The 25,696-nt window shown below is 61.7% G+C and carries 26 protein-coding genes; 13 read left to right on the top strand and 13 right to left on the bottom strand.

Translation table 11 applies throughout. The annotated features are described in order from the left end of the window. The first annotated feature begins 37 nt into the window (after positions 1 to 37). Complete coding sequence (locus tag ACFT1A_RS14580) at positions 38 to 634, top strand: CHAP domain-containing protein (protein WP_378447574.1); 597 nt, start codon at positions 38 to 40, stop codon at positions 632 to 634. Here the strand turns inward: ACFT1A_RS14580 and ACFT1A_RS14575 are convergent. Next, the gene (locus ACFT1A_RS14575) at positions 625 to 1,473 is read right to left on the bottom strand and encodes an acyl-[acyl-carrier-protein] thioesterase (RefSeq protein WP_378447573.1); all 849 of its coding nucleotides are present in this window, start codon (positions 1,471 to 1,473) and stop codon (positions 625 to 627) included. The genes ACFT1A_RS14580 and ACFT1A_RS14575 overlap by 10 nt on opposite strands. 48 nt (positions 1,474 to 1,521) lie before the next feature. Between ACFT1A_RS14575 and ACFT1A_RS14570 the strand changes: the two genes are divergently transcribed. Continuing rightward, positions 1,522 to 1,866 (top strand): ArsR/SmtB family transcription factor, encoded by a 345-nt coding sequence (locus ACFT1A_RS14570; RefSeq protein ID WP_378447572.1) that lies wholly within the window; start codon positions 1,522 to 1,524, stop codon positions 1,864 to 1,866. Next, a complete protein-coding gene (locus tag ACFT1A_RS14565) occupies positions 1,866 to 2,537 on the top strand; it encodes a cation transporter (RefSeq protein WP_378447571.1) in 672 nt (223 codons plus the stop codon). Before ACFT1A_RS14570 ends, ACFT1A_RS14565 begins: the two co-directional genes overlap by 1 nt. A 54-nt stretch (positions 2,538 to 2,591) precedes the next feature. On the opposite strand, the gene ACFT1A_RS14560 is transcribed toward ACFT1A_RS14565, so the two are convergent. Then, positions 2,592 to 3,065: an SRPBCC family protein gene (locus tag ACFT1A_RS14560; protein ID WP_378447570.1), complete on the bottom strand. Its 474-nt coding sequence runs from the start codon at positions 3,063 to 3,065 to the stop codon at positions 2,592 to 2,594. 145 nt (positions 3,066 to 3,210) lie between these two features. Between ACFT1A_RS14560 and ACFT1A_RS14555 the strand changes: the two genes are divergently transcribed. After that, the gene (locus tag ACFT1A_RS14555) at positions 3,211 to 3,633 is read left to right on the top strand and encodes a hypothetical protein (protein WP_378447569.1); all 423 of its coding nucleotides are present in this window, start codon (positions 3,211 to 3,213) and stop codon (positions 3,631 to 3,633) included. Between the two features lie 95 nt (positions 3,634 to 3,728). On the opposite strand, the gene ACFT1A_RS14550 is transcribed toward ACFT1A_RS14555, so the two are convergent. Then, positions 3,729 to 3,941: a hypothetical protein gene (locus ACFT1A_RS14550; RefSeq protein ID WP_003943015.1), complete on the bottom strand. Its 213-nt coding sequence runs from the start codon at positions 3,939 to 3,941 to the stop codon at positions 3,729 to 3,731. Positions 3,942 to 4,199: 258 nt separating this feature from the next. Between ACFT1A_RS14550 and ACFT1A_RS14545 the strand changes: the two genes are divergently transcribed. The 3 genes from ACFT1A_RS14545 to ACFT1A_RS14535 are packed head-to-tail and all read left to right on the top strand — an operon-like array spanning position 4,200 to position 7,285. Next, complete coding sequence (locus ACFT1A_RS14545; protein ID WP_378447568.1) at positions 4,200 to 4,859, top strand: GAP family protein; 660 nt, start codon at positions 4,200 to 4,202, stop codon at positions 4,857 to 4,859. A gap of 15 nt (positions 4,860 to 4,874) precedes the next feature. Beyond that, complete coding sequence (locus ACFT1A_RS14540; RefSeq protein ID WP_378447567.1) at positions 4,875 to 5,588, top strand: GAP family protein; 714 nt, start codon at positions 4,875 to 4,877, stop codon at positions 5,586 to 5,588. Then, positions 5,585 to 7,285: a SulP family inorganic anion transporter gene (locus tag ACFT1A_RS14535; protein ID WP_378447566.1), complete on the top strand. Its 1,701-nt coding sequence runs from the start codon at positions 5,585 to 5,587 to the stop codon at positions 7,283 to 7,285. Before ACFT1A_RS14540 ends, ACFT1A_RS14535 begins: the two co-directional genes overlap by 4 nt. On the opposite strand, the gene ACFT1A_RS14530 is transcribed toward ACFT1A_RS14535, so the two are convergent. From ACFT1A_RS14530 to ACFT1A_RS14520, 3 genes are all read right to left on the bottom strand, one after another. Then, complete coding sequence (locus ACFT1A_RS14530) at positions 7,277 to 8,098, bottom strand: hypothetical protein (RefSeq protein ID WP_378447565.1); 822 nt, start codon at positions 8,096 to 8,098, stop codon at positions 7,277 to 7,279. The genes ACFT1A_RS14535 and ACFT1A_RS14530 overlap by 9 nt on opposite strands. Before the next feature lie 14 nt (positions 8,099 to 8,112). Then, entirely contained in the window at positions 8,113 to 10,812 is a 2,700-nt protein-coding gene (locus tag ACFT1A_RS14525) for a LuxR C-terminal-related transcriptional regulator (RefSeq protein ID WP_378447564.1), read from the bottom strand. A 187-nt stretch (positions 10,813 to 10,999) separates the two neighbouring features. Then, positions 11,000 to 11,638 carry a TetR/AcrR family transcriptional regulator gene (locus ACFT1A_RS14520; RefSeq protein ID WP_378447563.1) on the bottom strand — a complete coding sequence of 213 codons (639 nt, stop codon included), beginning with the start codon at positions 11,636 to 11,638 and terminating at the stop codon, positions 11,000 to 11,002. Between the two features lie 88 nt (positions 11,639 to 11,726). Here ACFT1A_RS14520 and ACFT1A_RS14515 point away from each other — a divergent pair, with 88 nt between their 5' ends. From ACFT1A_RS14515 to ACFT1A_RS14500, 4 genes are read left to right on the top strand one after another with little or no spacing between them, the layout of a single operon-like run. Then, on the top strand, positions 11,727 to 12,509 hold the full coding sequence (locus tag ACFT1A_RS14515) for an SDR family oxidoreductase (RefSeq protein ID WP_378447562.1): 783 nt from the start codon (positions 11,727 to 11,729) through the stop codon (positions 12,507 to 12,509). Between the two features lie 49 nt (positions 12,510 to 12,558). Continuing rightward, positions 12,559 to 13,626, top strand: coding sequence for a dihydrodipicolinate reductase (locus ACFT1A_RS14510; RefSeq protein WP_378447561.1), 1,068 nt, complete (start codon positions 12,559 to 12,561; stop codon positions 13,624 to 13,626). Continuing rightward, positions 13,623 to 14,558 (top strand): NAD-dependent epimerase/dehydratase family protein, encoded by a 936-nt coding sequence (locus ACFT1A_RS14505; RefSeq protein WP_378447560.1) that lies wholly within the window; start codon positions 13,623 to 13,625, stop codon positions 14,556 to 14,558. Before ACFT1A_RS14510 ends, ACFT1A_RS14505 begins: the two co-directional genes overlap by 4 nt. Before the next feature lie 38 nt (positions 14,559 to 14,596). After that, entirely contained in the window at positions 14,597 to 15,346 is a 750-nt protein-coding gene (locus ACFT1A_RS14500; protein ID WP_378447559.1) for an ankyrin repeat domain-containing protein, read from the top strand. Here ACFT1A_RS14500 and ACFT1A_RS14495 read toward each other — a convergent pair. Beyond that, a complete protein-coding gene (locus ACFT1A_RS14495; protein WP_378447558.1) occupies positions 15,331 to 16,347 on the bottom strand; it encodes a helix-turn-helix domain-containing protein in 1,017 nt (338 codons plus the stop codon). The genes ACFT1A_RS14500 and ACFT1A_RS14495 overlap by 16 nt on opposite strands. A 99-nt stretch (positions 16,348 to 16,446) precedes the next feature. Here ACFT1A_RS14495 and ACFT1A_RS14490 point away from each other — a divergent pair, with 99 nt between their 5' ends. Next, positions 16,447 to 17,253 carry an alpha/beta fold hydrolase gene (locus ACFT1A_RS14490; RefSeq protein ID WP_378447557.1) on the top strand — a complete coding sequence of 269 codons (807 nt, stop codon included), beginning with the start codon at positions 16,447 to 16,449 and terminating at the stop codon, positions 17,251 to 17,253. Positions 17,254 to 17,283: 30 nt separating this feature from the next. On the opposite strand, the gene ACFT1A_RS14485 is transcribed toward ACFT1A_RS14490, so the two are convergent. From ACFT1A_RS14485 to ACFT1A_RS14470, 4 genes are all read right to left on the bottom strand, one after another. After that, positions 17,284 to 18,474, bottom strand: coding sequence for a lipid-transfer protein (locus tag ACFT1A_RS14485; protein WP_378447556.1), 1,191 nt, complete (start codon positions 18,472 to 18,474; stop codon positions 17,284 to 17,286). Further along, positions 18,471 to 18,944 (bottom strand): Zn-ribbon domain-containing OB-fold protein, encoded by a 474-nt coding sequence (locus ACFT1A_RS14480; protein WP_378447555.1) that lies wholly within the window; start codon positions 18,942 to 18,944, stop codon positions 18,471 to 18,473. The genes ACFT1A_RS14485 and ACFT1A_RS14480 overlap by 4 nt, the downstream gene beginning before the upstream one ends. 211 nt (positions 18,945 to 19,155) lie before the next feature. Continuing rightward, positions 19,156 to 20,883, bottom strand: a complete 1,728-nt coding sequence (locus ACFT1A_RS14475) for an FAD-dependent oxidoreductase (protein ID WP_378447554.1) — start codon at positions 20,881 to 20,883, stop codon at positions 19,156 to 19,158. Positions 20,884 to 20,916: 33 nt separating this feature from the next. Further along, complete coding sequence (locus ACFT1A_RS14470) at positions 20,917 to 21,924, bottom strand: diiron oxygenase (RefSeq protein WP_214880718.1); 1,008 nt, start codon at positions 21,922 to 21,924, stop codon at positions 20,917 to 20,919. 277 nt (positions 21,925 to 22,201) lie between these two features. On the opposite strand from ACFT1A_RS14470, the gene ACFT1A_RS14465 reads away from it, so the two are divergent. Then, entirely contained in the window at positions 22,202 to 23,044 is an 843-nt protein-coding gene (locus ACFT1A_RS14465) for an SDR family oxidoreductase (protein ID WP_378447553.1), read from the top strand. A gap of 66 nt (positions 23,045 to 23,110) precedes the next feature. On the opposite strand, the gene ACFT1A_RS14460 is transcribed toward ACFT1A_RS14465, so the two are convergent. Continuing rightward, positions 23,111 to 24,349, bottom strand: coding sequence for a DUF222 domain-containing protein (locus tag ACFT1A_RS14460; RefSeq protein WP_378447552.1), 1,239 nt, complete (start codon positions 24,347 to 24,349; stop codon positions 23,111 to 23,113). Between the two features lie 59 nt (positions 24,350 to 24,408). Further along, complete coding sequence (locus ACFT1A_RS14455; RefSeq protein WP_378447551.1) at positions 24,409 to 25,431, bottom strand: hypothetical protein; 1,023 nt, start codon at positions 25,429 to 25,431, stop codon at positions 24,409 to 24,411. Between the last annotated feature and the right edge of the window lie 265 nt (positions 25,432 to 25,696).

Genomic DNA, 25,696 nt, shown 5'->3' with positions numbered 1-25,696 from the left:
GGGATTTAGTGCGAGGCTAACTGGCACACTCGTAAGGGTGAGTCCTGCCGAACCCAATCGTCGCCGCCGTATCTTGCTCTGGATTGCCGGAGTGCTCGGCGTCGTCATCGTGGTTGGTGCGGTGGCCGTCGCGGTCGCGCCATCGCGATATCTGCCCTGGGATACCGCCGAGTTCCCGACGGTCGACGCCAGTTCGGTGACTTCGGACCAGGCTCGTGTGCTCGAACTACTCCGATCCGAGCACGAGCAGGATCGTCCGGGCACCTTCTATTCCGACGGTATCGACGAAGAGTGGTGCGCCGATTTTGTCAGCTGGATCATGAGGGAAGCGGGTCGACCTTTGTCCAACCCGAACTCCGGCAGCTGGCGCGTCCCGGGGGTGTACACCTTGCAGGAGTACTACCAGGGGATCGGTGCCTACGCCGAGAACGGCAGCGGATACACCCCGAACGTGGGTGATGTGGTGATCTACGACAGTTCGAGATGGGTCGGTCAGCACACCAACATCGTGGTGGCAGTGGACGGCGATACAGCGATCACGGTTGGCGGCAACGAGTTCGGCAAGGTGAGGGTGCACGATCTGGACTGGCAATCCGACTCTGCCGTTGTGGGATTCGGAAAACTTCACCCCTGATCGCTGCTCTTCGGAGTCAAGGCGAACCAGCGCGCCGACGCACGTGCCTCGCCGCCGGCGTCGATGTGCAGGATGTTCGTGCCCCCTCGCGCAGTTACCTGCTCACCTCTCTTGATGGGCTGCGTGTACTCGAGGATCGCCCGAAAGGGTCCGCGCCTCAGGTCGTCGGTCAGCGCGTCTTCCACAGGCTGCCAGTAGATCGCGTTGTTCACGTGATCGAAGGGGTCGAAATCGCTCGAGCGCAATGGGAACGGCGTATCCGTTGACGGCGTCGTGTCAGGGGCCGGGTCGATCCACCGACGCCAGTGGAGATGCTGGTCGATTGCGGTCGACGCCAGCGCGGCGGTGAACTTTTCACTGATGGTTGCGGGCATTCCCGTCTTCGGGTCGATGTTGATCCAGAACGCCTCGGTTTCGATCAATCCGCCGGCATCGGACCTGATGCGAACCCGCATCGAACACCACTTGCTGGAGAGTCCGGAACACCAGCGCTGCAGGTGAACTCGATCCGGCCAGACGACGGGTTCGAGTACGTCGATCACCGTCCTCCGCACCATCCACAGTGGATGGGTCTCCATGGCGCCGCGGTCGACAAGATTGTCGAAGCCCGCGTCTTGGAGGTATCGCGCGATCGCGTCGAGGCGCAGGCTTTTGTCGGTGTGAATGTCCCCTGTTCGCACCGGCCAGGAGGCATGAAAGATGCTGCCGGCCGTCGGAAGTTCTGGCATCGCCATGTGATCGTCGATTTTTGTGCGGTTCATCTGATGCGGGCTCCCGCTGGTCGAAGTCTGGTCGAGCGTTCCAGGCTTGCGGTACCCGATGGCCGGATCTTGAATCATTGGAGTTCACTGTTTTCTGAATACAGATTTCGATGTACTGTCGTTCGCATGGATGTCGAGGGCATGAATGTGGTGACCAACGTGGCGGTGCTTGCGAGGTTTGGGCATGCTCTTTCCGACGAGACTCGAACACGGATACTGCTCGAGCTGAAGATCGCGCCCCGGTATCCGTCCGACCTCGCCGAAACATTGGCTGTGACCAGGCAGAAGCTGTCCAACCATCTGGCCTGTCTGCGTGGCTGCGGCTTGGTGGTGGCCGTCCCCGAAGGGCGCCGGACCAGATACGAACTCGCCGACGCACATATCGGTCAGGCTCTCGACGACCTGCTCGGGGTCGTTCTCGCGGTGGATCCGTCGTACTGCCCGGACAGCGAAGCAGAGGGGTGCTGCTGATGGTTGCGCCGCTCGATCACGTCGGTCAGTCGGCTGCCCGACGAGCGCTCTTGTCGAGAAGAATTCGCATCTTCGTGGCGATCACGATCAGCTACAACGTCGTCGAGGCGATCATCGCGTTGACGGAGGGGACGCGAGTGTCTTCCGCGGCCCTGTTCGGGTTCGGTCTTGATTCGGTGATCGAAGTGTCCTCAGCGGCAGCGGTCGCCTGGCAGTTTTCGGCTCCGGATCCGGCGAGTCGTGAGAAGACGGCACTGCGAGTGATTGCCTTCTCGTTCTTCGGGCTCGCTGCGTATGTGTCGTTCGACGCGATTCGGTCACTGTTCGGTCTGGGTGAAGCGCAGCACACAACTGTCGGAATAGTCTTGGCTGCAGTGAGTTTGGCGATCATGCCGGCCCTGTCCTATGCGCAGCGCCGAGCGGGTCGGGAGTTGGGTTCGCTCTCGGCGGTCGCGGACTCGAAGCAGACGTTGCTCTGCACTTACCTCTCGGCGGTGTTGCTCGTCGGGTTGTTGCTCAACTCGCTGCTCGGCTGGTCGTGGGCGGATCCGATTGCGGCACTGGTCATCGCCGTCATCGCGGTGAAAGAAGGCATCAACGCGTGGAAGGGTGATCCGTGCTGCCCGGTTGTGGCTGTGCCTGAGAGCGGACACGAGTGTGACTGCTGCTGAGTGGCCACTGGTTCTATCGAGTGAGCACTCTCTGCGGCGCGTCAGAGAGGGTGCTCACTCGGTGAAAGGGGTGCCGGCTTCTGCACGGCTCTTGATGTGCGCGGCCCGTTGCTCGAGAAGACGCCGCAGATAGGGGGCGACAGCCAACCTCAGTGCCAGGTGCCCGAGCACGCCGAAAGGGGCCGTAACCGTGAAGCGGTCATGCATCCGCGTCCAGTCGCCCGGCTGACTGTCGAAGATATGCTCGTGCTGCATTGCGGCAAATGGCCCTCGGACCTGCTCGTCTGTGAACGAGTGCGGACGGTTGTACTGCGTGATCCGGCTTGTCATCGAGAATCTCCACCCGAAGTGCCGAGCAGTGAAAGACACCTCGTCGCCCTCTCCGAGCGTTGATCTACCAGTACTGGTGACGGCCACCTCATCTGTTGCTCGGAGCGAGGCGGAGTGTTCGTCCATGTCGAGTTCGAGATCGAAGATCACCGCAGGTGGAGCGTAGATATCGGTGATCACGACTACGGTGTGTTGCACAGTGCCAGTCTGCCAACATTGGTTTGCATTGCCGACAAGCGGGTAGGGGTCGGTGACCTGCGGTTCATCCGCGACGGGTGATGTTTTCGCTTTCCAGCCCCTCGAGACTGAGTAAGGGAAGTGCATTCTGTCGAAAGGAACGCTGATGACTGCTCCACCGCGGGAACCCGCGAATCACCCTGTCCGGCAGGGTTTCGCGGTCGGTACGACGTTTGCAGCAGCAATTCTGCTGCTCACCGCAGGCATTGTCGCTCTGCTTCAGGGCATCGCGGCCGTCGCCGACAACAATCTGTTTGTCGTGGGTATCAACTACACGTACAAGTTCGACATCTCGACGTGGGGTTGGATCCACATCATCTTGGGCATCATCGGAATCTTGGTGGCCCTCGGCCTCTTCACCGGTGCAGTGTGGGCCAGGGCGGCGGCAATCGTCATTGCGTCGCTCTCGATCATCGCCAACTTCTTGTGGATGCCGTACTACCCAGTGTGGTCGATCCTTGTCATCGCACTCGATGTCGTGGTGATCTGGGCCGTCGCGACCTGGGACAGGGACAGGGACAGGGTCTAGGCACCGAATAACTGCGAGAGCTGTTGGTCCCGACCGAATCGACTCGGTCGGGACCATCGCTCGTGCGCGGGCAATCCGTCGGATGGCGTCTCGGATCAGTCTGGGAGTCGACGCATTTCGGCGACGGTCAAGCCGAGGGAATCGAGGCGGGCCATGATGCTTCGCATAGCCGTGTGGTCCGCGACGGGTCCGTACAAACTGGTGAATCCGCCGGCCGCACTGGCAACACTGAGTTCGGGAAACGCGGCTTTGACGCGGTCCGACACTTCGCCGTCGATGAGGAATTGATACCGAGTGGGAGCATTCATCAGTGTCCGCTCCATTTCGTAGGGCCATGAGGTCCGGGACGGCACCGCTCCGAGCCTCGAAATCACATGTCGTCAAATGTAATCGGCGTCGCTGCCCGATCCAGGACTCCGCATCCGTGAGATCCAGTCTTACTCCCGCACGCTTCCGAGGCGTCATCCCCAACGGGTGAAAGTCGTCGCGGTTCCGTTCATCCCTTTTGTGTGAGGCTCCGCAGAGCCGTCACCCCTAGTGTCGACCGGGAGAGAGAAGAGGTCGGCATGGGATCTGTCATCGGGGATCTGTTACCCCTCGCGGTCGGCGTTGCGGTATCGCCGATCCCGATCATCGCGGCAATCTTGATGTTGTTGTCCAAGCGTGCCGGCAGTACCAGCGTCGGATTCGCCTTGGGCTGGATACTCGGAATCATCGTCGCCACTGTGATCTTCGTGCTCCTGTCCAGCAAGCTCGGCGACTCCGAGGGCGATCCGTCAGCGACGGTGTCGTGGATCAAGCTGGCGTTGGGTGTGCTGCTACTTGCGTTCGGAGCCAAGCAATGGCGCGGCCGCGGAGGTGAGCACGAAACCCCGAAGTGGATGCAAGCCATCGACGACATGACTGCTGCCAAGGGCCTGGGCTTGGGCTTCGCTCTGGCCGCGATCAATCCGAAGAATCTCATGATGTGTATCGCGGCCGGAATCTCGATCGGATCCGCCTCGCTTGGATCCGGAGAAGTGATTGTCGCTGTTGTGGTCTTCACGATCATCGCCGCCTCCACGGTATGCGTACCCGTGATCGGCTATCTCGTTGCCGCGGAGCGACTGCGCAGTCCGTTGGCGAAGCTGAAGGTGTGGTTGCAGGACAACAATGCCACCGTGATGAGCGTGCTGATCCTGGTCATCGGCGTCGTTCTCATCGGCAAGGGCATCGGCGGTCTCTGACAACTGGAGGTAGTTATGGGATCGCTGCTACTGCAACAGATCCCGCTGGCACTCGGGATCATCATGAGCCCGCTGGCGGTTGTCGCCGTTGTCGCCGTGCTCTTTTCCGAACGAGCACGCGTCAACAGCATTGCGTACCTGATCGGGTGGTATCTCGGAATAGTTGTCGCGCTGGCCGGTTCGTACATCATCTTGACCGCACTCCAAGTTCACCAGCGCACACACCCGCCGCTGTGGGTCCCCATCCTCCATCTCGTTCTCGGGGCGACGCTGCTGGCCGGAGCCTGGTTCGTCTACTCGCGCAGTCGCCGCGGCGTCCAGGCGATGGCGGCCGCAGTGGCGCCCGGCGACGTCGTGGCTGCGGCCCCTCAGCTGCCGAAAATGCTCCAGTCGGTGGAGCATTTTCAACCGGCGCGGTCAGGTGTGCTCGGTTTCGCTCTCTTCGTTCTCAACCCCATCGACATGTCGTGTGCCATCGCCGCCGCCATGAACTTTCGTCTCAGCACCGTGGCGCCCACGTCGCAGATCGTCTCGGCTGGGATCTTCTCGCTGGTGTCCGTGACCTCTGTTGCGGTGCCCGTCGCCCTCCTTCTGATCAAGAAGGAGGAGGCAACCGAACCGTTGCAGAAGATCCGCACCTGGATAGCCACCAACACGCACTTGCTGAACGTCGGGCTCCTCGTCCTGATCGCAGCGATGCAGATCAGTAAAGGAGTGCAAGGACTATGAGTGCTCCGCATAGACGGACGTGGTGGGTCTTCGGATCGCTGTCCGACTACCAACGCGCTTGGCTTCGCCCCGACATCATTGCGGGCCTTACGGTGTGGGCTGTCCTTGTCCCGGAAGCGCTCGCGTACGCCACCATCGCCGGAGTTCCACCGGTGGTCGGACTTTATGCTGCGGTGCCGTCGTTGATTTTGTATGCAGCAGCCGGCAGTTCGCGCCATCTGATCGTCGGGCCGATGTCGGCGACCGCAGCCCTGTCCGCGGCGATGATCGCGCCACTGGCCTCGGGTGACGACGAGCGTTTCATTGCGTTGTCGGCCGGGTTGGCGATCATCACCGGGCTCGTCGGGCTGCTGGCGGGGTTCATGCGCCTCGGATTCATCGCCTCCTTCATCTCCGAACCGGTTCTGAAGGGATTCATCGTCGGTCTGGCGCTCACGATCATCATCGGTCAGGTACCCAAACTTCTGGGCGTGGACAAAGGTGAGGGAAACTTCTTCGTCCAGGCATGGACAGTGGTGAAGGAACTGGGCGAGGTCGACCTACCGACCATGATCATCGGATTGCTCAGCCTGGCAATGGTCCTGGGCGTCAAACGATGGCTTCCGCTCGTGCCGGGTTCGCTCCTCGTTGTACTGCTGGGCATTACCGCAGTAGCGTTGTTCGGCCTCGATGATCGGGGCATCGACATCGTCGGGCACATCGACTCGGGCCTGCCGTCGATGGGTCTACCGAGCGGGGTGGGAGCTGAGGACTACCTCGATCTGGTCGGACCGGCGGTCGGCGTTCTGCTCATCGGATTCGCTGAAGGTCTGGGCGCTGCAAAGACATACGCGGCTAAGGCTGGTTACACAATCGACGCCAATCGTGAACTGACTGGACTGGGCGCGGCAAACCTCGGATCGGGCCTCTGCTCGGGAATGGTGGTCAACGGCAGCCTTTCGAAGACTGCTGTCAACGGGGGAGCGGGGGCCAAATCCCAGGTCAGTGGATTGGTGGTTGCCGCACTGACTCTGGTGACGCTGTTGTTCCTGACCGGGTTGTTCGAGAAGTTGCCAGAGGCGACGCTCTCGGCGGTGGTCATCGCAGCAGTGATCGAACTGGTCGATTTCTCTTCTCTCGCAGCGCTGTACCGAGTGTGGACGAAGCGGTTGGGCAGCATCTACGGGCATGCCGCGCGGGCCGATTTCGCCGCGGCGATCGCGGCGATGTTCGGAGTCCTGCTGTTCGACACCTTGCCCGGACTGATCATCGGAATCGCCGTCTCGATGTTGCTGCTCTTGTATCGAGTCTCCAAACCACATGTGGCAGCGCTGGCCAAGGACGGCACGCGCTGGGTGGACACCAGCAGTCATCCTGATCTGAAGACACTCGACGGCGTCGTAGTGGTCAGGGTTGAAGCGGGGATGTTCTTCGCCAATGCCGACCACGTGCGTGATCAGATCACCGGTCTGGTGACTGCCGGCACCACCATGGTCGTCCTCGACGCCGAGACGTCACCGTTCATCGACGTCAGCGCGGCTCAGATGCTGGCCCAGCTTCGAGATTCGTTGGCTCGCAAGAATGTGAGTTTCCGTGTGGCACGCGACATCGGACAATTCCGGGACGTTCTTTCCGGCGCCGACCAGGGCGCGCTGAAGGTCGACGTCTACCCGACCGTCGCGCAAGCGCTTGCAGGTCGGGACAACACCTCAGCGTGAGGTTCGCAGCCAGATTCCCAGCGGACCGGAATCTTTGGCCACTGATCCGACGATCGACGACGCGACAACCACGATGGCCGAGAAGATGAACAACCAACCGATGACGGTGAACATCACGCCCAGGAGGCCAAACTCGTCCTGAGACGTCTTGGTCATCCGCGGCAGAAAAAGAGTGCCGGCCACGTGCAGCCCGGTCAGACCCGTCGCGGTGAGCAGTCCGGACCCGACGCACATACGAGTGGTCATGCGATTGGCCGTCAGCAGCATGGGCACGGCAGTCCACACGAGTGCCCACACCACATAGACCGCAACAAATTCCAGGAGATTGCCCACTCCCGGAACGCTGTTCAGTTCGCGGCACAGGGCCGCGCCGACCACAGACCCGGCCACGACGAAGACGACAGCGATCCACCGCCACGCCTGACGAAGCGTCGCGGTCGGCACGCTCCAGATACGCCCGTACATGCGGCCGAGAGCGCGCGCGTAGGACGTGGAACTGATCAGCAGCATGAGCAAGCCGACGATCCCGAAGGCGGCCGCAGTAGAGGTACTCGTGATTTCGGCGTCGGGGAGTTGGACGCCGAGGTCGTCCTTGGCCGCATCAGCCAACGGCTTCAACTTCTCCAGGGTGGACGCCGCGATCATGACCGGGAGCAAGGACGTAAAGGCCTGGGCTGCCAACGTCATGGCGCTGTCCACGAGTCCGACTTCGAGGACCCCGACGGTTGCATCGGTCGCCAACCGTCGACTCGGTGTACGTCTCGCCCACACGGTCAATCGATCGCGCGTATCGGAATACAGCTTCGAGGGCATGGAAGCAGTCTTGCTCAGATGAGTCCGCCGCGTCGCGCAGCCTTGAGTGCGTCGCGTCGGTTGCTCACTTCCAACTTGCGATAGATCCCGCGAAGATGCGTCTTGATGGTGTTGACGGAAAGGAACAGTGTGTCGGCAATCGACTCGGTGGTGTCTCCCGAAGCGAGTTCACGCAGCACGGTGTATTCGCCCGGCGTGAGGATCGGTGCACTCACCAATTCTTGTGGACGAATGCGGTTGCGTACCTGTTCGGCGAATGCTTCCTGATCGCCGAAATGTCCACTGAACTCGTCGAACACCGGCCGCAGGGATGCGCCGTAGTCGAGGAAGGGTCGCAGCAAGTTACCGGCTTCCGCGGCGCGCAGCGCTTTGTGGAGGGAACGAAACGACTTGCGCTCGTGACCTGTTGCAGCGTGGATCCCGGCTTCGAGTGTCCAGGCGTAGACGTGATGTGCGAGCAGCGGGATCTCCGAAGACCCGAGAGCTTCGGAAACTTCGGCGAGTGCTTCCGCGAACTTGTTGGACGAGAAGGCGACGGCACCCCGCGCGAGATGTATCTCCGCGGTCTCGCCGAACCGATCGGCCGCATCCCGTACGAGTCTGCCGGCCCATTCCACTTCGCCGACGGAAAGGCACGCGTTGACGACGGGCGGTAGAAGAGCCAAGGTTGCGAACGCGAAGGTACGTAATTCGATCGCGCTGAGCATCGCGTCGCGGACATCGGCGGCGGTCGAGCGTCGGTCGGTCGAGCCGTCGAGACTGTGAAGGCCGAAGGTTACGACGGAGTGCCACCCGAAGGCAGGAGCGCTGGCGCCGAGAACGTCTGTGCTCCGGTAATTTCCGATGGTCGGGATGCGGTACGGAAGCTCACTCGAAGCGCAGAGATATGCAGCAAAAGCGGCCACCGACGCGGACAACTCGTACTCCGCAGTCGTCGTGATGCGATGTTCGACCGCGTAGTCCAGAGCGTAGATGGAGTGAGCCCTCATGGCCCCGATGTCTCCGCTGAGGGAAGCGACGTAGCCCAGTCCGGTCAGCGACTTCAAGACGAATCGCGCCCTGCCCCGTAGCGTCCCAAGTGCGACGGCTTGAGTGTATTCGACAGTCGCCCTGTCGAACTCACGTCGCAGTAAGTGCGCCGTCGCCAACTCCATGTGTGCGTAGGCTTCGACGTCGGAGTGGGTGCTGTTCTGACGCCGCTCCAGACGTGACGCCAGCGGTTCGCTGTCGGAAGTTGCCGTAACGCAGGAGATTTCCAGGCTCATCGCCTGAAACAGTGGGTCGTCTGCAATCGGTGGATGAGTGGCTTCGAGAAGATCGAGGCACGTCGTCGCCGAGGTCACGTCACCGGAATGGAGGGCGGCCGCCGCCAGCACCAGGCGGGTGATCGGGGATTCCGAGACCTGCGTCGAGACCGATTCGAGGATCCGCACTACGTCGCCACAGTGCCCGTCGAGTACGAGGCCCAGCCCGCAGCGTTCGAGAAACGCGATAATGCGGCGTGGGTCGCCGATCGACACCTCTAGTTCGAGCGCTTCGAGTTCGAGGTGATTGCTTTCGAACCAGGACGCGGCTCGCAGGTGTGCGCGATTTCTCTCGTAGTGATCGACGCGACGGAACTCTGCCCGAAGATGTTCGCGCAACAGCGGGTGATAACTGAACCACGTTGTGTGATCGGCGGAATCGGTACGGGTGACAGGGAAGTTGAACTGAATCAGCGAGTCGATCTCGGACCGTGCGTTCGAGTCGGTCAGAGTTTCCGCCAGTTGGGCTGAGAAAGAATCGACCACCGATGTCCGCAGCATGAACGAGGTGACATGTTCGGGCAAGGACGTCAGTACCTCGTCGACGAGAAAGTCTGCGATCGGGCGGGGCGTGTGCGTGAACTCGTCGAGCGCATCGCCGATGTCGGTGCGGCCCGCCAGAAACGCTGCGGTGAGGCGAACGACGGCGCCCCACCCCTTGGTGAAGTTCTCGACGATTGCAAGCTCGTCGTCGCCCAGCGTGATGTTGTACTCACCGAATATCGCGGTGATCTCGGAGCGGTCGAAAGCAAGATCGGTGGATGCAAAGCGGGTGAGTCGGCCGTCGAGAGCCAGGCGATGCCACGTGAGCGGTGGTTCGTAGCGGGCGGCGACGATGATCGACAGGTTGCCCGGCGTCTGGGTGAGTATCCGATCGAGAAGACTGATCGACATCGGATCGTGGAGGGTGTGAACGTCGTCGAGGATCAGCGTTGTTCGGCGCTCATGCGTTTCGAGGGTCTCCGCGAAATGCGCGAGCCATTGATCGACAGGTTGCCTGGATCCCGTCTGCGCGGGAAGCCTCTGGCCTGACGTATCGACGGAAGTAGCGATCGCTTCGGCGAGGGATTCACACAGTATCGACACGTTGTTGTCGCGTTCGGCCAGTGTCAGCCAGGCCAGCGCAACATCAGGGGAGGCTCGCGAATGTTCGCGAGCCCAATCAGCCAGCAGCAAGGTCTTCCCCGCCCCGGCCGGAGCCGACAGCAGTCCGACGGGCCCGGGTCCTGAGCCTGTGGTGGCAGTGGAGGCGGTGAGTTTGCGATGCAGGCGCGGACGCGGGACCAGTCCCGTGACTGCAGATGGAGGGTGAAAACGACCGTTGAGTACGGCACCTGGCACGTGCGCTTGCCCGACGCGGTGTGACGCGTCGAGCGTTACTGCAGCGGCATCACGAAATGGGCTGCTCATCCGACTCCTGTTCGACTGGCTGCACTGGACGTGACCGCTGGATCGAAATTTTGAACGAGTTAGATGATGTGAAACTACCCAATTCGGACACCGGTTAAGCGTCCAAATCAAAAATTCGGACCAAAGTCCCTGATTTAGCGAGTCCTGACTTCGAACTCCAGGAAGCGTCCGTTCGGCTCTGCCGCGCTCAGGTGATCTCCGGGTCCTTCGGCGTGACGCCATGGAGCAATATGTCCGGCATTCGTTCGACCAGGGGTGCGGATTCGTCCTCGGGCATCAGCATTCTCAGGACCATCGTGCCGCCGACGATGAACAGCATCGTTGCCTGAGCGTCCCGCATCGCGTCGGCATCACCGTCGCCGCGGTTCAGCATCTGCGCGAGCATGGCGATGCCGGGGCCGCCGAACTCCGACCACAATGTCGACGGCAGGTCGCCGCGCTCGGCGAATGCGGAAAGTAGGCCCGGCAATGCGGCCTTCACCTCCGGCTTTGCAAAGAGTTCCAGGGTGTAGTTGCACGAAGCCCGTACCCATTCTTCGGGGTCGGTGGCGTCGGCGACGGGCGGAGACTCGTCGACCCAACCGAAGACTGCTTCGAAAACCAGGTGAGTCTTGGACGGCCACCGACGGTACAGGGCGGGCTTGCCGACGCCGGCGCGCTCCGAGATCGCCACCATCGTCGTCTTGTCCCAGCCGACCTCGGCGAGCAACTCGCGTGCTGCGGCCAGGGCTGAATCACCGATGGCGGGATCGCGGGGCCTCCCGCGTAGCCGTTCGGTGTCTTCGTCTGGGGTGACGATGTCTGGGGTGACTTCTTCGAAATCCATTGTGAATAGCGTAACGCAGTGTTACGTTTCTCCATATTCGTAACACGGCGTTACGTTATCCCTCGGGTGCCCTGTGGAGGTGCGCGTCATGACTCAATTGCTCGAAGATTCGACCGTGGTAATTTCCGGCGTCGGAACCGGTCTGGGGCGTGAAATCGCTTTGGCTGCAGTCCGTGACGGGGCCAATGTGGTGCTCGGCGCAAGAACCGAAGAGAATTTGAAGTCCGTCTGCGAGGAGATCGATCCGACCGGCGCTCACGTCGCCTATTCAGTGACGGACATCGCCGATCCGGAGTCGTGCTCGCGCTTGATCGATACTGCCACCGAACGTTTCGGCCGGGTGGATGCGCTGGTCAACGTCGCGGCCAAGGAAGACGTCTTCGGCGGACTCGAAGGCGCTGATCTGAGTGCCTGGAAGGCGATGCTGGACGTCAACGTCATCGGAACTCTCACTTTGACGCAGGCGGCGTTGCCGGAATTGAAGAAGCGCGGCGGAGCCGTCGTCATGATCGGCTCGCAGGCCATGTTTCATCCGCAGTTGCCCCAATCGGCATACGCGACGTCCAAGGGTGCGCTGTACGCAGCGATGTGGTCGCTGGCAAAAGAGCTGGGACAGTATCGAATCCGTGTCAACACCGTAGTTCCGACGTGGATGTGGGGACCGCCGGTACAGCTCTACGTCGGCCTCGCGGCGGCCGACCGTCGGGTTCCTGAAGAAGACATCATCGCCGAGATCAGCAAGAACATGCCGCTCGGTGAAATCCCGGCAGACGACGACGTAGCGGATGCCGTGGTCTTCTTCGCGTCCAATCGCGCGCGAATGTTGACCGGGCAGACGCTGTTCGTCAACGGGGGCGAGTTCTTCCGCTGATCGTCGATACACCATCCGTTGACTCTGCTCTGGAAAGGACTGTACTGCAATGAAACACAAGGTCATCGTCTGGGGAACGGGCGTCGTGGGGAAGTTGGTCATCCGCGAACTGCTCGATCATCCCGAATTCGAACTGGTCGGCGTGATCGTGCACAATCCGGAGAAGGACGGCGTCGACGTCGGCACACTCATCGGAGTCGAGCCGGTGGGGTTGGCCGCCACGATCGACAGTGAGGCAGCACTCGCCGTCGATGCCGACGCGGTTGCATACTTCGGTCCGACTGCGGAATTCGCCGTCGAGAACATCGCGAACATGTCTCGCTCTCTGCTGTCGGGTAAGCATGTGGTGTCGACGTCGATGACGCCGTTGGTCTACCCGCAGGTGTGCCCGAAAGAAATGCTGGAGGAACTCGAAAAGGCTTGTCGTGAAAGCGGAAAGTCGTGCTTCACCACGGGAATCGATCCGGGATTTGCCAACGACCTCTTCCCGATGACGCTCATGGGTGTCTGTGGCCGAGTGGACAGCGTCCGTGTGCAGGAACTGTTGGACTACGCGAATTATGCAGGCGACTACAGCTCCACGATGGGAATCGGCGTGTCGGTCGACACTCCAGCGGTACTCGAGATTCCCGAGGTGCTGATCTTCGCCTGGGGTCACACCATTCCGATGATCGCCGACGCCGTCGGAGTCAAGTTGGACCGTATCGACACCGTGTACGAGAAGTGGGCGGCCACCGAGCCGATCACATATCCGTTCGGTGTCATCGAACCCGGTCAATGTGCCGCAGTGCGATTCGAGATCCGCGGTTGGGTGGGTGACGAGGCGAAGATCGTGATCGAGCACGTCAACCGCATCACCAACGACGCGGCAACACACTGGCCCAGAGCAACTTCCGTGGAGAACGACGTCTACCGCGTGATCATCAAAGGCAATCCGGACATCACGCAGGAGACCGCGTTCCGTGGGGCGCTCGACGGTGATCCGATCACCGGAGGTTGCCTGGCGACGGGAATGCGAGCGATCAACGCCATTCCGATGCTCGACGACATCGAAGCCGGGCTCGTTTCAGCGCTGGATCTTCCCCTCATCGCCGGGCGAGGCACCATCCGATCATGAAGGTGCTCTTGACGGGAGCCTTTGGGAACATCGGTTCGCACGTTTTGGTGGAGCTCGTGCGCAGAGGTCACGACGTTCGTTGTCTTGCGCTGGCAACTCCCGAGGATCGCAAGCGGGCGAGCGCCTTTCACGGAATCGAGACGATCTGGGGCGACATTCGTGACTACCGGACCGTCGAGGCCGCGGTGGCAGGGGTAGATGTCGTAGTTCACTTGGCCGCAGTCATTCCGCCTGCCAGTGAACTCGACGTTGCTGGTGCGGCGAAGGTCAATGTCGAGGGAACTCGAAACGTCGTCACGGCAGCGCTGGCGCAGAGCGGTCCACCGAAAGTTCTCTTTGCGTCGACATTCGATGTTCACGGCCGAACGATGCATCGGAAACCGCCTCGTAGAGTGGATGATCCACTCGAGGCGACGGATGGCTACACCGCCCAGAAGATCGAAGCCGAACGCATAGTGCGAGAGTCCGGTCTGACGTGGTTCATCCCGCGGTTCGCCGACGTTCCGATCATCGCCGCACGTGGGGCCGATCCCATCATGTTCGAGATCGGCTTGGACAACAGGATCGAGGTGCTGCACCCAGACGATGCGGCCGTCGCTCTCGCCAACGCACTGGAGACGCCACAGGTGTGGGGCCGGGTGCTGTTTGTCGGTGGTGGTGAGTCATGTCAGGTGACCTACCGTGACTATCTGGCGAGGATGCTTGGCGCCATAGGGTTGGAACCGTTGCCCGAGAGAGCTTTCAGCGGCAACGAATATGTGACGGACTGGGTGGATACCGAGGAGAGTCAGCGGCTGTTGCGGTATCAGAGCCGTAGCTTCGACGACATCACCGCCGACATCGCAGCGACGGTCGGATGGAAACGGTGGATCATTCCGGCGATCAAACCGGTGGTGAGACGATCGATGTTGAAGATGTCGCCCTATCTGTGATTCTCGGGCCATTCGGCCGGCTGTGGAAGACTGGTTCCATGAAGCGGATGTCGAGAGCTGTCCTCGCAGGCGGAATAATCGCAGCGTCGGTAACCGGAGCCTTGGTGGGTTGCAGTTCTTCCGACACCTCGGTTGCGCCGACCACCGCGTCGTCGTCAGCGACGGCACCGCCTGCAGATGCCAAGCCGCCGTCGACGCCGGAATCCGAACGGGCACTCTTCGATGCGGTGGACCGCAATGATCCGGCAGCGATCACCGCTGCCCTGGCTTCCGGTGCGAACATCGAAACCCGCGATCAGGACGATCGGACTCCGCTCGTCGAGGCCACCAAGAACAACGCCGTTGCTGCGGCGTCCACGTTGATTCTTGCTGGGGCAGACGTGAACGCGAAGGGTTCCATGCAGGATTCGGCCTTCCTGTATTCCGGAGCTGAGGGATTGAACGAGATTCTGGCGCTCACGCTCGCCCACGGCGCGGACGTCGACAGCGTGAACCGTTACGGCGGTACGGCTCTGATTCCCGCGAGTGAACACGCGCATGTCGAGACCGTCCGGATGCTGATCGCTGCCGGGGTCCCGGTCAATCACGTCAATGATCCGGGGTGGACGGCGCTACTCGAAGCTGTTGTCTACGGCGACGGTTCCGCGCGCTATATCGATGTGATCACTCAACTCCTGGACGCTGGGGCAGATCCCTCGATCCGGGATGCGTCAGGAAAGACTGCGTTGGACAATGCCGAAAGTCGTGGTCAGTCAGACGTTGTGGCGCTGCTTCAATCGCGGAGCTGACGCCAACGAGTCGGGCTGATTCCGTAGGCCAGGCGAAAGCGTCGGCTGAAGTGGCCGGCGTCGACAAAGCCCGCCCGGTGCGCGATGGTCGCGATCGGCAGGTCGGCGGTGGCCGGTCCGCGAAGTTCTTCGCGAGCTTTTTGCAGACGCTGGGTGATGATCCACTGCTCGATCCGAAATCCGTTGTCCGAGCAGATCTTGTACAGCTGTCGCAGTGAGATGTTGTGGGCGTGAGCAATTCGTGCGGGATGCAGCGCCGGATCGTGAAGGTGTTCGCGGATGTATCGACGGATCGAAGCCGCGGCGAGTGTCGATCTCGGGGCCGAAGCGTCGGGATTGGAATGCACGATGGATGTGACCAACGCGCGCGCGAGTTCGATCGAAGCCTCACCCAGTTGTTCGGCCGCGGGATCGGTGTCCAACAGGTCGGCGCAGCGGAACAATTCGCGAACGTGCGCGATCATCAAGGGGTACAGATTGCTGTGATGAGGCCGGGTCGCTGCGTCGCGGACGGTGTCGATCGGCAATCCCAGACGATCCATCGGAACGTAGAGGCACTGGGAAGCGCCCGTTCCCGACCAGGAGAAATCGTAGGTCGACGTCAGGTCCGTCATCAACAGTTCACCGGCGGGCACTCTGCGTTGTCCGTCGTGTTGGTCGAGATGGCCGATCCCGCTCTCCTGCAGGGCAATCGCAAGGACGGGCATCGACGCGGACCGGACGTGGCGTGGTGTTCGGGTCAACCGCATACCAGTCGACTCGGAGCGGAACAGTGATGCTGCACCGAGGTTCCAGACGTTCATTCTTGCGCTCACCCGTTCCGGGGTCTCCAAGTGGATTGCGCACGGAACCGAGGCACGACCCATCGCGTCGACAAAGGCGTCCGTGCGTTGGTCAGGCTCCAGCACGGATGTATCCAGGAGCAAAGCCATGCAGCCCTGATACCCCGCGATGCGGACGCTCAACCAGAAGTTGTGCAGTGTGAGCCCAGAAGTCTGCACGGACAGTCACGTCCGTCGCACCAGGTATTTCTAGGATCGAAACGGGCATGTCCCGGCTTACCGCAGTTTCTCGCTTTTCGACGAGAGTGAAGGAAACGCATGAAGATCTCACGTGTATTCACAGCAGTTCTGGCGTTGCTCATGACAGTTGCGGCCGGACTGATCTTCGGCTCTGGTGCCGCGGCGGCAAGCCCCATGCCAACTGTCGTGCTCGTTCACGGCGCCTTTGCCGACGCGACCAGTTGGGACGGCGTTGCCGCCGACCTCCGTTCGCGTGGCTATCGAGTCGTGGTGCCGGACAATCCTCTACGCGGGCCCGCTTACGACGCATCCGTGATCGAGAAGACGGTTGCGGACATCGACGGGCCTGTCGTGCTCGTCGGCCACTCGTACGGCGGCGCGGTGATCACCAATGTCCACGACCCAAAGGTTCAGTCGTTGGTGTACATCGCGGCGTTTGCTCCGGTTCAGGGTGAGCCGGTGCAGATCACGATCGATCCCGTCAGGTTCCCGGGCAGTCAATTGCTGCCTCCGGCGTTGGGATTGAAGATAGTGGACGATCCTCACGCGATCGGCGGTAAGAACGTCGACGGCTACGTCACCGACGAGTATTTCCATTCCGTCTTCGCTCAGGATGTTTCCGACGAGACAGCGGCAACGATGTTGGCACATCAGAAGTCCGCGGCTTTGTGGGCGAACCTCGAACTCGGCGGGCCGCCGTCCTGGGCGAACACACCGAGCTGGTATCTGGTCGCCGGCGAAGATCGCGTGATCCCGGCGACGGCACAGCGGTTCATGGCAAATCGCATGGGCGCGAACACCAGCGAACTCCCGACGTCGCATGCCTCGCTGGTTTCAGAGCCAGGGGCAGTGGCAGACGTGATCGTGGCGGCCGCTCACGGTTGAGTGAGCGACCGCCACGAAAGCAGAACAGGGTCAGGCGGAAACGATCACCGAGGAGCCGTGGCCGAACAGGCCCTGGTTGGCGGTGATGCCGATGCGAGCACCGTCGACCTGGCGGCCTTCGGCCTGCCCGCGAAGCTGCCAGGTGAGCTCGCAGACCTGCGCAAGTGCCTGTGCGGGAACGGCTTCGCCGAAGCACGCGAGACCGCCGGACGGATTGACCGGGATGCGGCCCCCGATGCTGGTGTCACCCGCACGCAGTAGGTGCTCGGCCTCGCCTCGCTTGCACAGGGCGAGGTCTTCGATCCAGTCCAGTTCCACCGAGGTGGCGAGGTCGTAAACCTCGGCAACGTCGACATCCTCGGGAGAAATCCCGGCTTCTTCGTACGCGGCATAGCCGATGGATTCCTTGAACGTGCGCTCCGGAGCGGGGACGGCGGAGCTGGAATCGGTGGAGAAGTTCGGCATGTCCATGATCGTCTGCGGGAACGTCGGCGTGACTGTCGAAATAGCCTTGATTCGAACAGGTTCCGCGATGCCCATCTTGCGGGCGTATTCCATCGACGTCAGCAAGATTGCGGCGCCGCCGTCCGAAGTCGCGCAGATGTCGAGCAGGTGCAGGGGATTGGACACCACGGGGGAGGCCAGAACGTTCTCGACGGTGACTTCCTTGCGGTAGCGCGCATTCGGATTGCCCAGCCCGTGCTTGGCGTTCTTGACCTTCACGTTGGCGAAGTCCTCAGCGGTTGCGCCGTAGAGGTCGATGCGACGACGCGCGTTGAGCGCGAAGTACGCCGGGTTGGTCATACCCATGAGTCGGAAGCGCAGCCAGTCCGGGTCGTCCCAACGCTCACCGGCAACGGGAGCGAGGAAGCCCTTGGGCGTGGTGTCGGCGCCGACGACCAAGGCAACTTCGCTGAGGCCGGCCAGGATTCGAGCGCGGGCGGTGTCGAGTGCCTGGGCACCCGTCGCACACGCGGCGTACGACGTGGCGACGCGAGCGCCGTTCCAGCCGAGTGCCTGGGCGAAGGTGGCTCCGGCGACGTATCCGCCGTACCCGTTGCGGACGGTCTCGCCGCCGACGATGAAGTCGACGTCCTGCCAGTCGACACCCGAATCGGCGAGCGCGGCGCGAGCGGCGGCAACGCCGTACTTCACGAACGACTGGCCCCACTTGCCCCAGGGGTGCATGCCCACACCGAGTACTGCGACGTCCTTGCTCATGACTGCGACTCCTGATCGGCGGCGACAGGCTTCCAGCGCCACGTCGTACGAACTCCGGTTTCGTCCGTGTACAGCGGCTCGACAACCAATTCGACGGTATTGCCGACCTTGAGATCGTCGACGCCGTATCCGTCGGCCACCTGGCCGAGGATGACGATGCCCTCGGGCAGCTCGACTGCGGCCAGAGCGAAGGGCTCGTACGGATCCGAGCGCGGGATGTACGGCGGCGGCGGCTGGTACTGCGCGTCGGTGTACGACCAGACGGTGCCGCGGCGGGAGAGTTCCACGTCGTCGAACTCCTCGCTGAAGCAGCTCGGGTTCTTGCAGAACGTCGCCTCACGAGGGAAGGAAATGGTGCCGCAGGATTGGCACTTCGTGCCGATCAGAGCAGGTTCGTCGCCGGTGGTGAACCAACCCTCTACTGCAGGTGTCACACTCCCGTTCGGCGCCGGCGTTGCAGTCTCGCTCATGCAATCCTCATCTGGTTGGCGCGCCTGATCCTGAGATCGTGGCCCGCTGTGCCGCTTACTGGAACAGGTTGCAGTATTACACGATTTCCGCCGCTGGCGGGCAAAAATTTTCGCTGAGTGGGACGCCCGGCTCAACGCAGACAGCCCCGCCGAGCAGACGAGTCTGCAGGCGGGGCCGTGTGCGTGAAAGTAGCTGTTTACCTGTGGTGGATCAGCGAGCGCGAACGGGTCGACCGAATCGACGGGCCGGCCTCACCCGAGCTGCGGCTTGGAGGATCGACGTGACCTCGCCTTGATCGAGAATCTTCTCGCGGACGCGATCGTGTGCAGCGCCGCGTTCCAACTCTGCCTTGTCGATGGAGTGCCAACCCTCGCGGTCGACAACGTCGGACTGCCGAGCTCGGACCAGACGATCGACGGCGGAGTCGTCGGCGACCGGGTTGGTCAGGCGACCGTCGTTGAAGTCGTCGACGAGCATCCTGATGGTTTCCTGCGCACAGGACTTGTTGGTGCCGATGAACCCACTCGGTCCACGCTTGATCCATCCGGTTGCGTAGACGCCGGTGGCGGGATCACCGTTCGGAGCTTCGAGGACGCGGCCGTGCTCGTTCGGAATGACCGAACCACGCTCGTCGAACGGGACGCCGGCGATGGGCACTCCGCGGTAGCCGATCGAGGTGAGAACCAGCCCGGCGTCGATGGTCTCGGTGTCGCCGGTCGCCTCGATCTGCACGGTTCCGTTGACGTCGACCAGGGCGTTGCGAGCGAATTCGATTCCACTGACCTGGTCGTCGCCGGTGATCGACGTCGGCGTGAGCAGGTAGCGCAACGTGATGCGCTTGTTGCCGACGTCGACGTGATCGCGGTTCTTCAGGGCTTCGAGTAGACGCAACTTCTGCTCGATGGCGTGGGGAAGCTCGCCGCGTTTTGCCAGTTCTTCGGTTGCCGAGTCGAGAACCATGTCGTCGGGTCCGACGGACAGTTCGATGTCCGGCAGTGCCATCAGACCGGTGAACTCGGGAACTGTGAACGCTGACTGCGCGATTCCGCGGCGACCAACGATGACAACTTCTTCGACACGACTCTTCCGCAGAGCGGCGAGTGCGTGAGCGGAGATGTCGGTACCCGCCAACTTCTCGGGATCGGCCGTCAGGATGCGAGCGACGTCGAGGGCGACGTTTCCGTTTCCGATGATGACCGCGCGGCGATGCGAGAGGTCGAAGACGTCGTCGGCGTGATCGGGGTGGCCGTTGTACCAGGCCACGAAGTCCGTGGCCGAAGCCGTGCCAGGCAGATCAGCACCGGGGATCCCGAGGCCACGATCGGACGAGGCGCCGACCGCGTAGAGCACCGCATGGTGATTCTCGAGCAGTTCGCTGTGCGAGATGTGCTTGCCGATCTCGACGTTGAGGTAGAACTCGAAACCCTTTTGTGCGGCGATCTTGTCGAACAGGCGGGTGACCTGCTTGGTCTTCTGATGATCCGGAGCAACGCCGGCTCTGACCAAGCCGTACGGGACCGGAAGGCGATCGAAGACGTTGACCTGCACGTCGGGCTGAGTGAGCAACTCGTCCGCGGCGTACATCGCCGACGGGCCGGAACCGACGATCGCTACTCGCAACGGCGGGCGGCCCTTGTCGACATGGGCTGCCGGGATGACCTTGGCGAGAAGCGGCCGAGGCCGCTCTTCCTTGTAGAAGTCCGCGTTGATGGACAGGAAGACCCGCTGCGGGTCGGTCAGCTTCGACTCGGGGACGATGGCATCGACCGGGCAGGCCGAGACACATGCCCCGCAGTCGACGCAGGCCTGCGGATCGATGTGCAGCATCTCGGCGGTGAGGAAGTCCGGCTCGTCCGGCGTCGGATGGATGCAGTTGACCGGGCAGGCGTAGACGCACGAGGCGTCGCTGCAACAGGACTGCGTGACTACGTGTGGCATGGCGCTTTGGGTCCGATCTCGACTGTCCGGGAGCTATGCAGCGGCGTTGTGCGAGCTGCGGTGGGGTTCGCTACGGAAGCGTGATGCGCGGCCGTCCATCTTGCAGGCCTTCCACACCAAGCGCGAGGCACGGTTCATCAGTCCGGTGTCGGTGGCCAGCATGCGGACGTCACCGAAGTAGTTGCGCAGGGTCTGACGCGATTCGGGCAGATCCCAGAACAGGTCCTTCTTCACGGACTTGGGGATGTCGAACTGCTTCCAGAACGACTTCGGCGGGATGACGATGGCGTCACAGAGAATGCGCATGACGATCGGGAACAGCAGCGAGAGGACAAACCGGTTCGGGCGTGACATCAGCGGGATGCGACGGCTCAGAAGCTTGTGCGCGAACGAGATGTGGCGCGCTTCCTCGGCCACGTGGATGGCCATGACCGACTGCATGATCGGGTGGATCTGGCCGCCGGCGCGCAGGATGCTCTTCTGGATGTGGTCGATCGGCTCTTCACCGGCGAGGACACCGACGAAGAACAGTTCGGGGAACGGACCCGCAGCGAGGGGGATGAAGGGTGCAAGCATCTTCATCGGACGGCTCATGCCCGGAGCGTCGGCACCGATGCGGTTGACCATCTCCTGGAACATCATCGTGTGGTTGCACTCTTCGACGGACTCGTGCGTGCAGTAGCGCGCCTCGGCCGAATCGTTGGGCAGCGAGAAGACGTACTGCATCATGCCGCGGATCAGGATGTTCTCGAACTGGAGACCGACCTTCGCGACGTTGGCCTGGCGCCACATGCCGATCTCGATCTGCTTGGCCTCGGACTGCGCCTGGTACCAGGGGTGTGCACCCAGCGGGTCAGTCTCGGCCGGGAGGATCCAGCGGCGATCGTTCGGGACGACGGCGAACTCGGGGGAATCCCAGTCGATGTCGAGGTACGGGTCGAAGTGCTTGTGCACCGAGCCCTCGGACAGGAGTCGAAGCGTCTCGTTGTACGAGTCGTCGGATGCTTCTGCGCGCTTGTCGAGCGGCGATGTGAGCGTCATGGCGTCTCCTCTTCATTTCGGTCACCGCTGGTGTTTCTCGCGGTATTCGGTGGAATCGAGGGCCGGTTGTGTGATCGCTGGCACTCGGTCTGGGTTTAATGTAACCCGAGGTATCAGGAAAAGCTAGTGGCAGATACTCCTGGATCTCGACGAATTCTTGACACGGCCGAAACCGCGCCATAACTTACTTTTGAGTAATTTCCGCGGTGCGTCCGAAGTGGGCTGTTCAGGGACGGGTTCGCACCGAATCGCACGCGAAGATCGAACCGAGGCCGACGTGATCAGATCGATTCTCAGCAATCTTGCATTGAGTCCGCCGACGCGTCTGCGCTCACTTGTTCCGTCGCGTGGCGTCACGCTCTCCGACAAGACAATCGTTCTGACAGGAGCCTCCTCGGGGATCGGTGAGGCGACTGCCCACCTCTTGGCCCGCCGAGGAGCCGAGATGATCCTGGTCGCGCGTGGTGAGGAAAACCTCGAACACGTGCGGGACGATATCCACCGACAGGGAGGGTGGGCGCACATCGTGCCTGCGGACCTCTCTCGAGGGGAAGCTGTGGACGAACTCGCGGAGACCATCGCCGATCGATTCGGGTCGGTCGACATACTCGTCAACAATGCGGGTCGCTCGATCCGGCGTACCGCGTTGGATTCGGTCGACCGATTCCACGACTACGAGCGCACCATGGCACTGAACTACTTCGGACCTACACGACTGACGTTGCGTCTGCTGCCCGCGATGCTCGAGGCGAAGTCCGGGCACATCATCAACGTCGGAACCTGGGGAGTTACTGCCGGGGTGATGCCCAGGTTCAGCGCCTATCACGCGTCGAAGTCTGCTCTCAGTGCCTTCGGCCGAAGCCTCGGAGCGGAGTGTCACGGCACCGGCGTCGATGTCACCACAGTGCAATTCCCGCTCATACGAACACCGATGATCGCGCCGACGGCGGATTACGTGAGCCAGCCGGCGCTGACAGCCGATCAAGCTGCGTCGTGGATCTTGCGGGCGATCAATACTCGCCCCGCCGAGATGTATCCGCGATATGCGGGGCTTCTCCGAGCGATCGATGTTGTATCCCCTTCTGCTACTGACGCTCTCGTGCGTAGGGCCGGGATCTGACCTGAACGCACGTCGAGCACCGGGGCATGGTGATGCCCCGGTGCTCGCGTCTTCAGTTGTGGAGGTTCACGCCGCAGTCGGTGGGCTGTTCCCGCCGATCGGCTGCTGGAACGGATCAACAGACATCGGCGGATAGAACACCGCCTTCCGATCCGGGCCTATCTCGACACTCCATTCGGTGTGGTGCAGTGTCCGATGATGGTGACCGCACAACAAGACCAGATTGTCGAGATCCGTTGGGCCACCATCACCCCAGTGAACGATATGGTGAGCATCGCACCACCCCGATGGAGTCCCGCACCCCGGAAACGCACACCCACCATCACGGACAGCCAACGCGCGCCGCTGCGGAACCGTCGCCGTTCGTACTTCCTTGCCGCAGTCGAGCGGAACACCGTTCTCATCCAACAGAATCCGGGTCACGGTGCAATCGCACGCCAACATCCGGGCAGTGTCGATACTGATCGGCCCCACCCAATCCGTCCACGCAAATCCGAGTTCCTCCGTCGACGGCAACAGGTCCTTCAGCGCCTGCATATCCGTTATGTCTTTTGCGCTGGCCGTGACAGTGATGTGCGGTTTCACCCCACCCTCGATCGGACCCAACCCCGCCCGCTCGTACCGGCGCAACAACTCGCAGAACCCGTCCGCCCGTCGTAGCGCCGGCGTGCGGGTGTCTTTGACGCCGTCCTTCTCCGGTGTCGGAGCCGACAGGCTTGACAGCAACGTGATCAGACGGGCCCCGTTCACCGCATCCAGATCACCCTTCACGGTCACCCGCCCGTACAGGCCTTTCGAGGCGTAGAACTCGTTGCGCTCCGAATCTTCCCCGACCGGGACGCCATCCTCGCGTTTTCCGTACTGCTTCTCGATTCGGCGGATCGCTGCCCGCACCGCATCACAATCGGCAATGTTCTTCGACGCCAACCCCAACAGAATCCCGCGAGCCTTGTCGACATCCGCCGGCGTCATGTTCTTGGGCGGATGCTGACAGAACGACGCCACCTGGCGGGCTTTCAACGCATCAACGTCACCGCGATGAAACGCATCGCCCACAACGGGTTCGAGCATCAACAACCGCGCCAGACTGACCAGCAGACTGCACTCACCGATCTCCAGATTCGTCGAACCGTGCAACCACTGCGTGATCGCCCGAAATCCCTTCCCGCCGAGAACGTCCCGGGAAAACATCTCCACGATCAGCAGCACCATCCGCGACTGCAGCTCGTGCCGGGCGCGCACCAGATCGAGAACCTCACTCTTGAGGCCCTCGCCATCCAGTTGCCACGCTTCCCGACTGTCCATGCTCAAAGTCTAATCGAACAAAGTTTCGAACACAAGGGGATGTGGATCGAAAATTGCTGCTATCGAATCGATTTCGACATTTCCGACATTCGGTTATAGGCGGGTCGCCGACGTCGTCCACGTGCGCCGACGAGTGCGAGCGCCACCATCAACCCGGAGCACAACAGCATCACGGCAGTCTCGATGAACTGAAATTGCCAGTACCGGCTCTGTGGGTGATAGATCACGGCATAGTGATCGATTCCCTGTTCTCGAAGGCAGTTGTCGACCTCGAGGTCTTGCTGCTTGCGATCGGAATTGTCTGAGCCCCAGCACATTGTGTAATCGGCGTCGATCATGTTGCCATCCGTATCGGCGAAGCCGGCACCGATGACCCACCTCGGGTCGAGATTTTCATACGGCGACGTTGCATATTCCGCTGCACGTGCCAGTCCGTCGATGGGTTGCACTTCAGTGTCGGGGGCCAAGTAATGCTCGCGCATCGTCGCGCTCAGTGCGACGGGCACGATCAAGAACGCGAGAAGAGTCATGACCATCGCGAAGACGGTGTTGCGTACGAGCAAAGCGGCCGCGCTGCCGGTGACCATGGCGACAAAGGTGTAGGCGCCGAGGACGATTCCCGTCGTGTGAAAATTGGGGAACTCCATCAACGAGAACGAGGTCATTTCATCTGTTGCGGTTGCTCCCCGGCCCAGCGAATGGGTCCAGCCGAGCACCAAACCCAGGAGTGTCATCGCAAGTGTGACCGGCACGAAGACCACCAGTATCCGCAAGAAATACCACCGAGCGAGGCCGCGACCATCGGCGCACAGAACTACGCTGGTGGATTCCCGAAGATCGAGATTCTCGGGCCCCTGCTCGAAGTCTCTCGAGAATGTGGTGACGCCGACCAGCATTCCCGAGACGAACGGTAGTAGGAGTGCGAGAAGCGTCGTCAAGGTGAGAGCGGTGTCGGCGCGGCAACCGCCACCTCCGTCGTGCCAGCGTGAGCAGATCTCTCCGAAAACCCAACTCTCGCCTGAACGCTGAACGAACCAGCCTGAAATTGCGACGGTCAGGATCAGGAGGAATATCACCGCCAATGACCATACGATTTGCCCTCGGCATTGCCGCCAGGTCGCGTAAATCATCGGCGTATGCGGCTCGGTGAAGTGTGGATGCGTCTCATGATCAAACAATACTGTTCGTTTGGTGATATGCACTGATTCCTAAAGCCGATACCCCGGACCTGCTCCGAGGTATCGGCCTGAGGTCATCAGCAGAAGAAACTGAGCGAACTGATTGCCGCGTTCTGCTCGAGCTGACCGGCGTCTCCGACGTTGCCGGCGGCGACTGACAGATCTTGAA

Origin of the sequence: Rhodococcus sp. NPDC057135 (assembly GCF_042670865.1) — a bacterium.
Taxonomy (GTDB): domain Bacteria; phylum Actinomycetota; class Actinomycetes; order Mycobacteriales; family Mycobacteriaceae; genus Rhodococcus_F.
The sequence above is the reverse complement of the archived record's forward strand: the minus strand, read 5'-3'. Positions and strand labels throughout refer to the sequence as shown.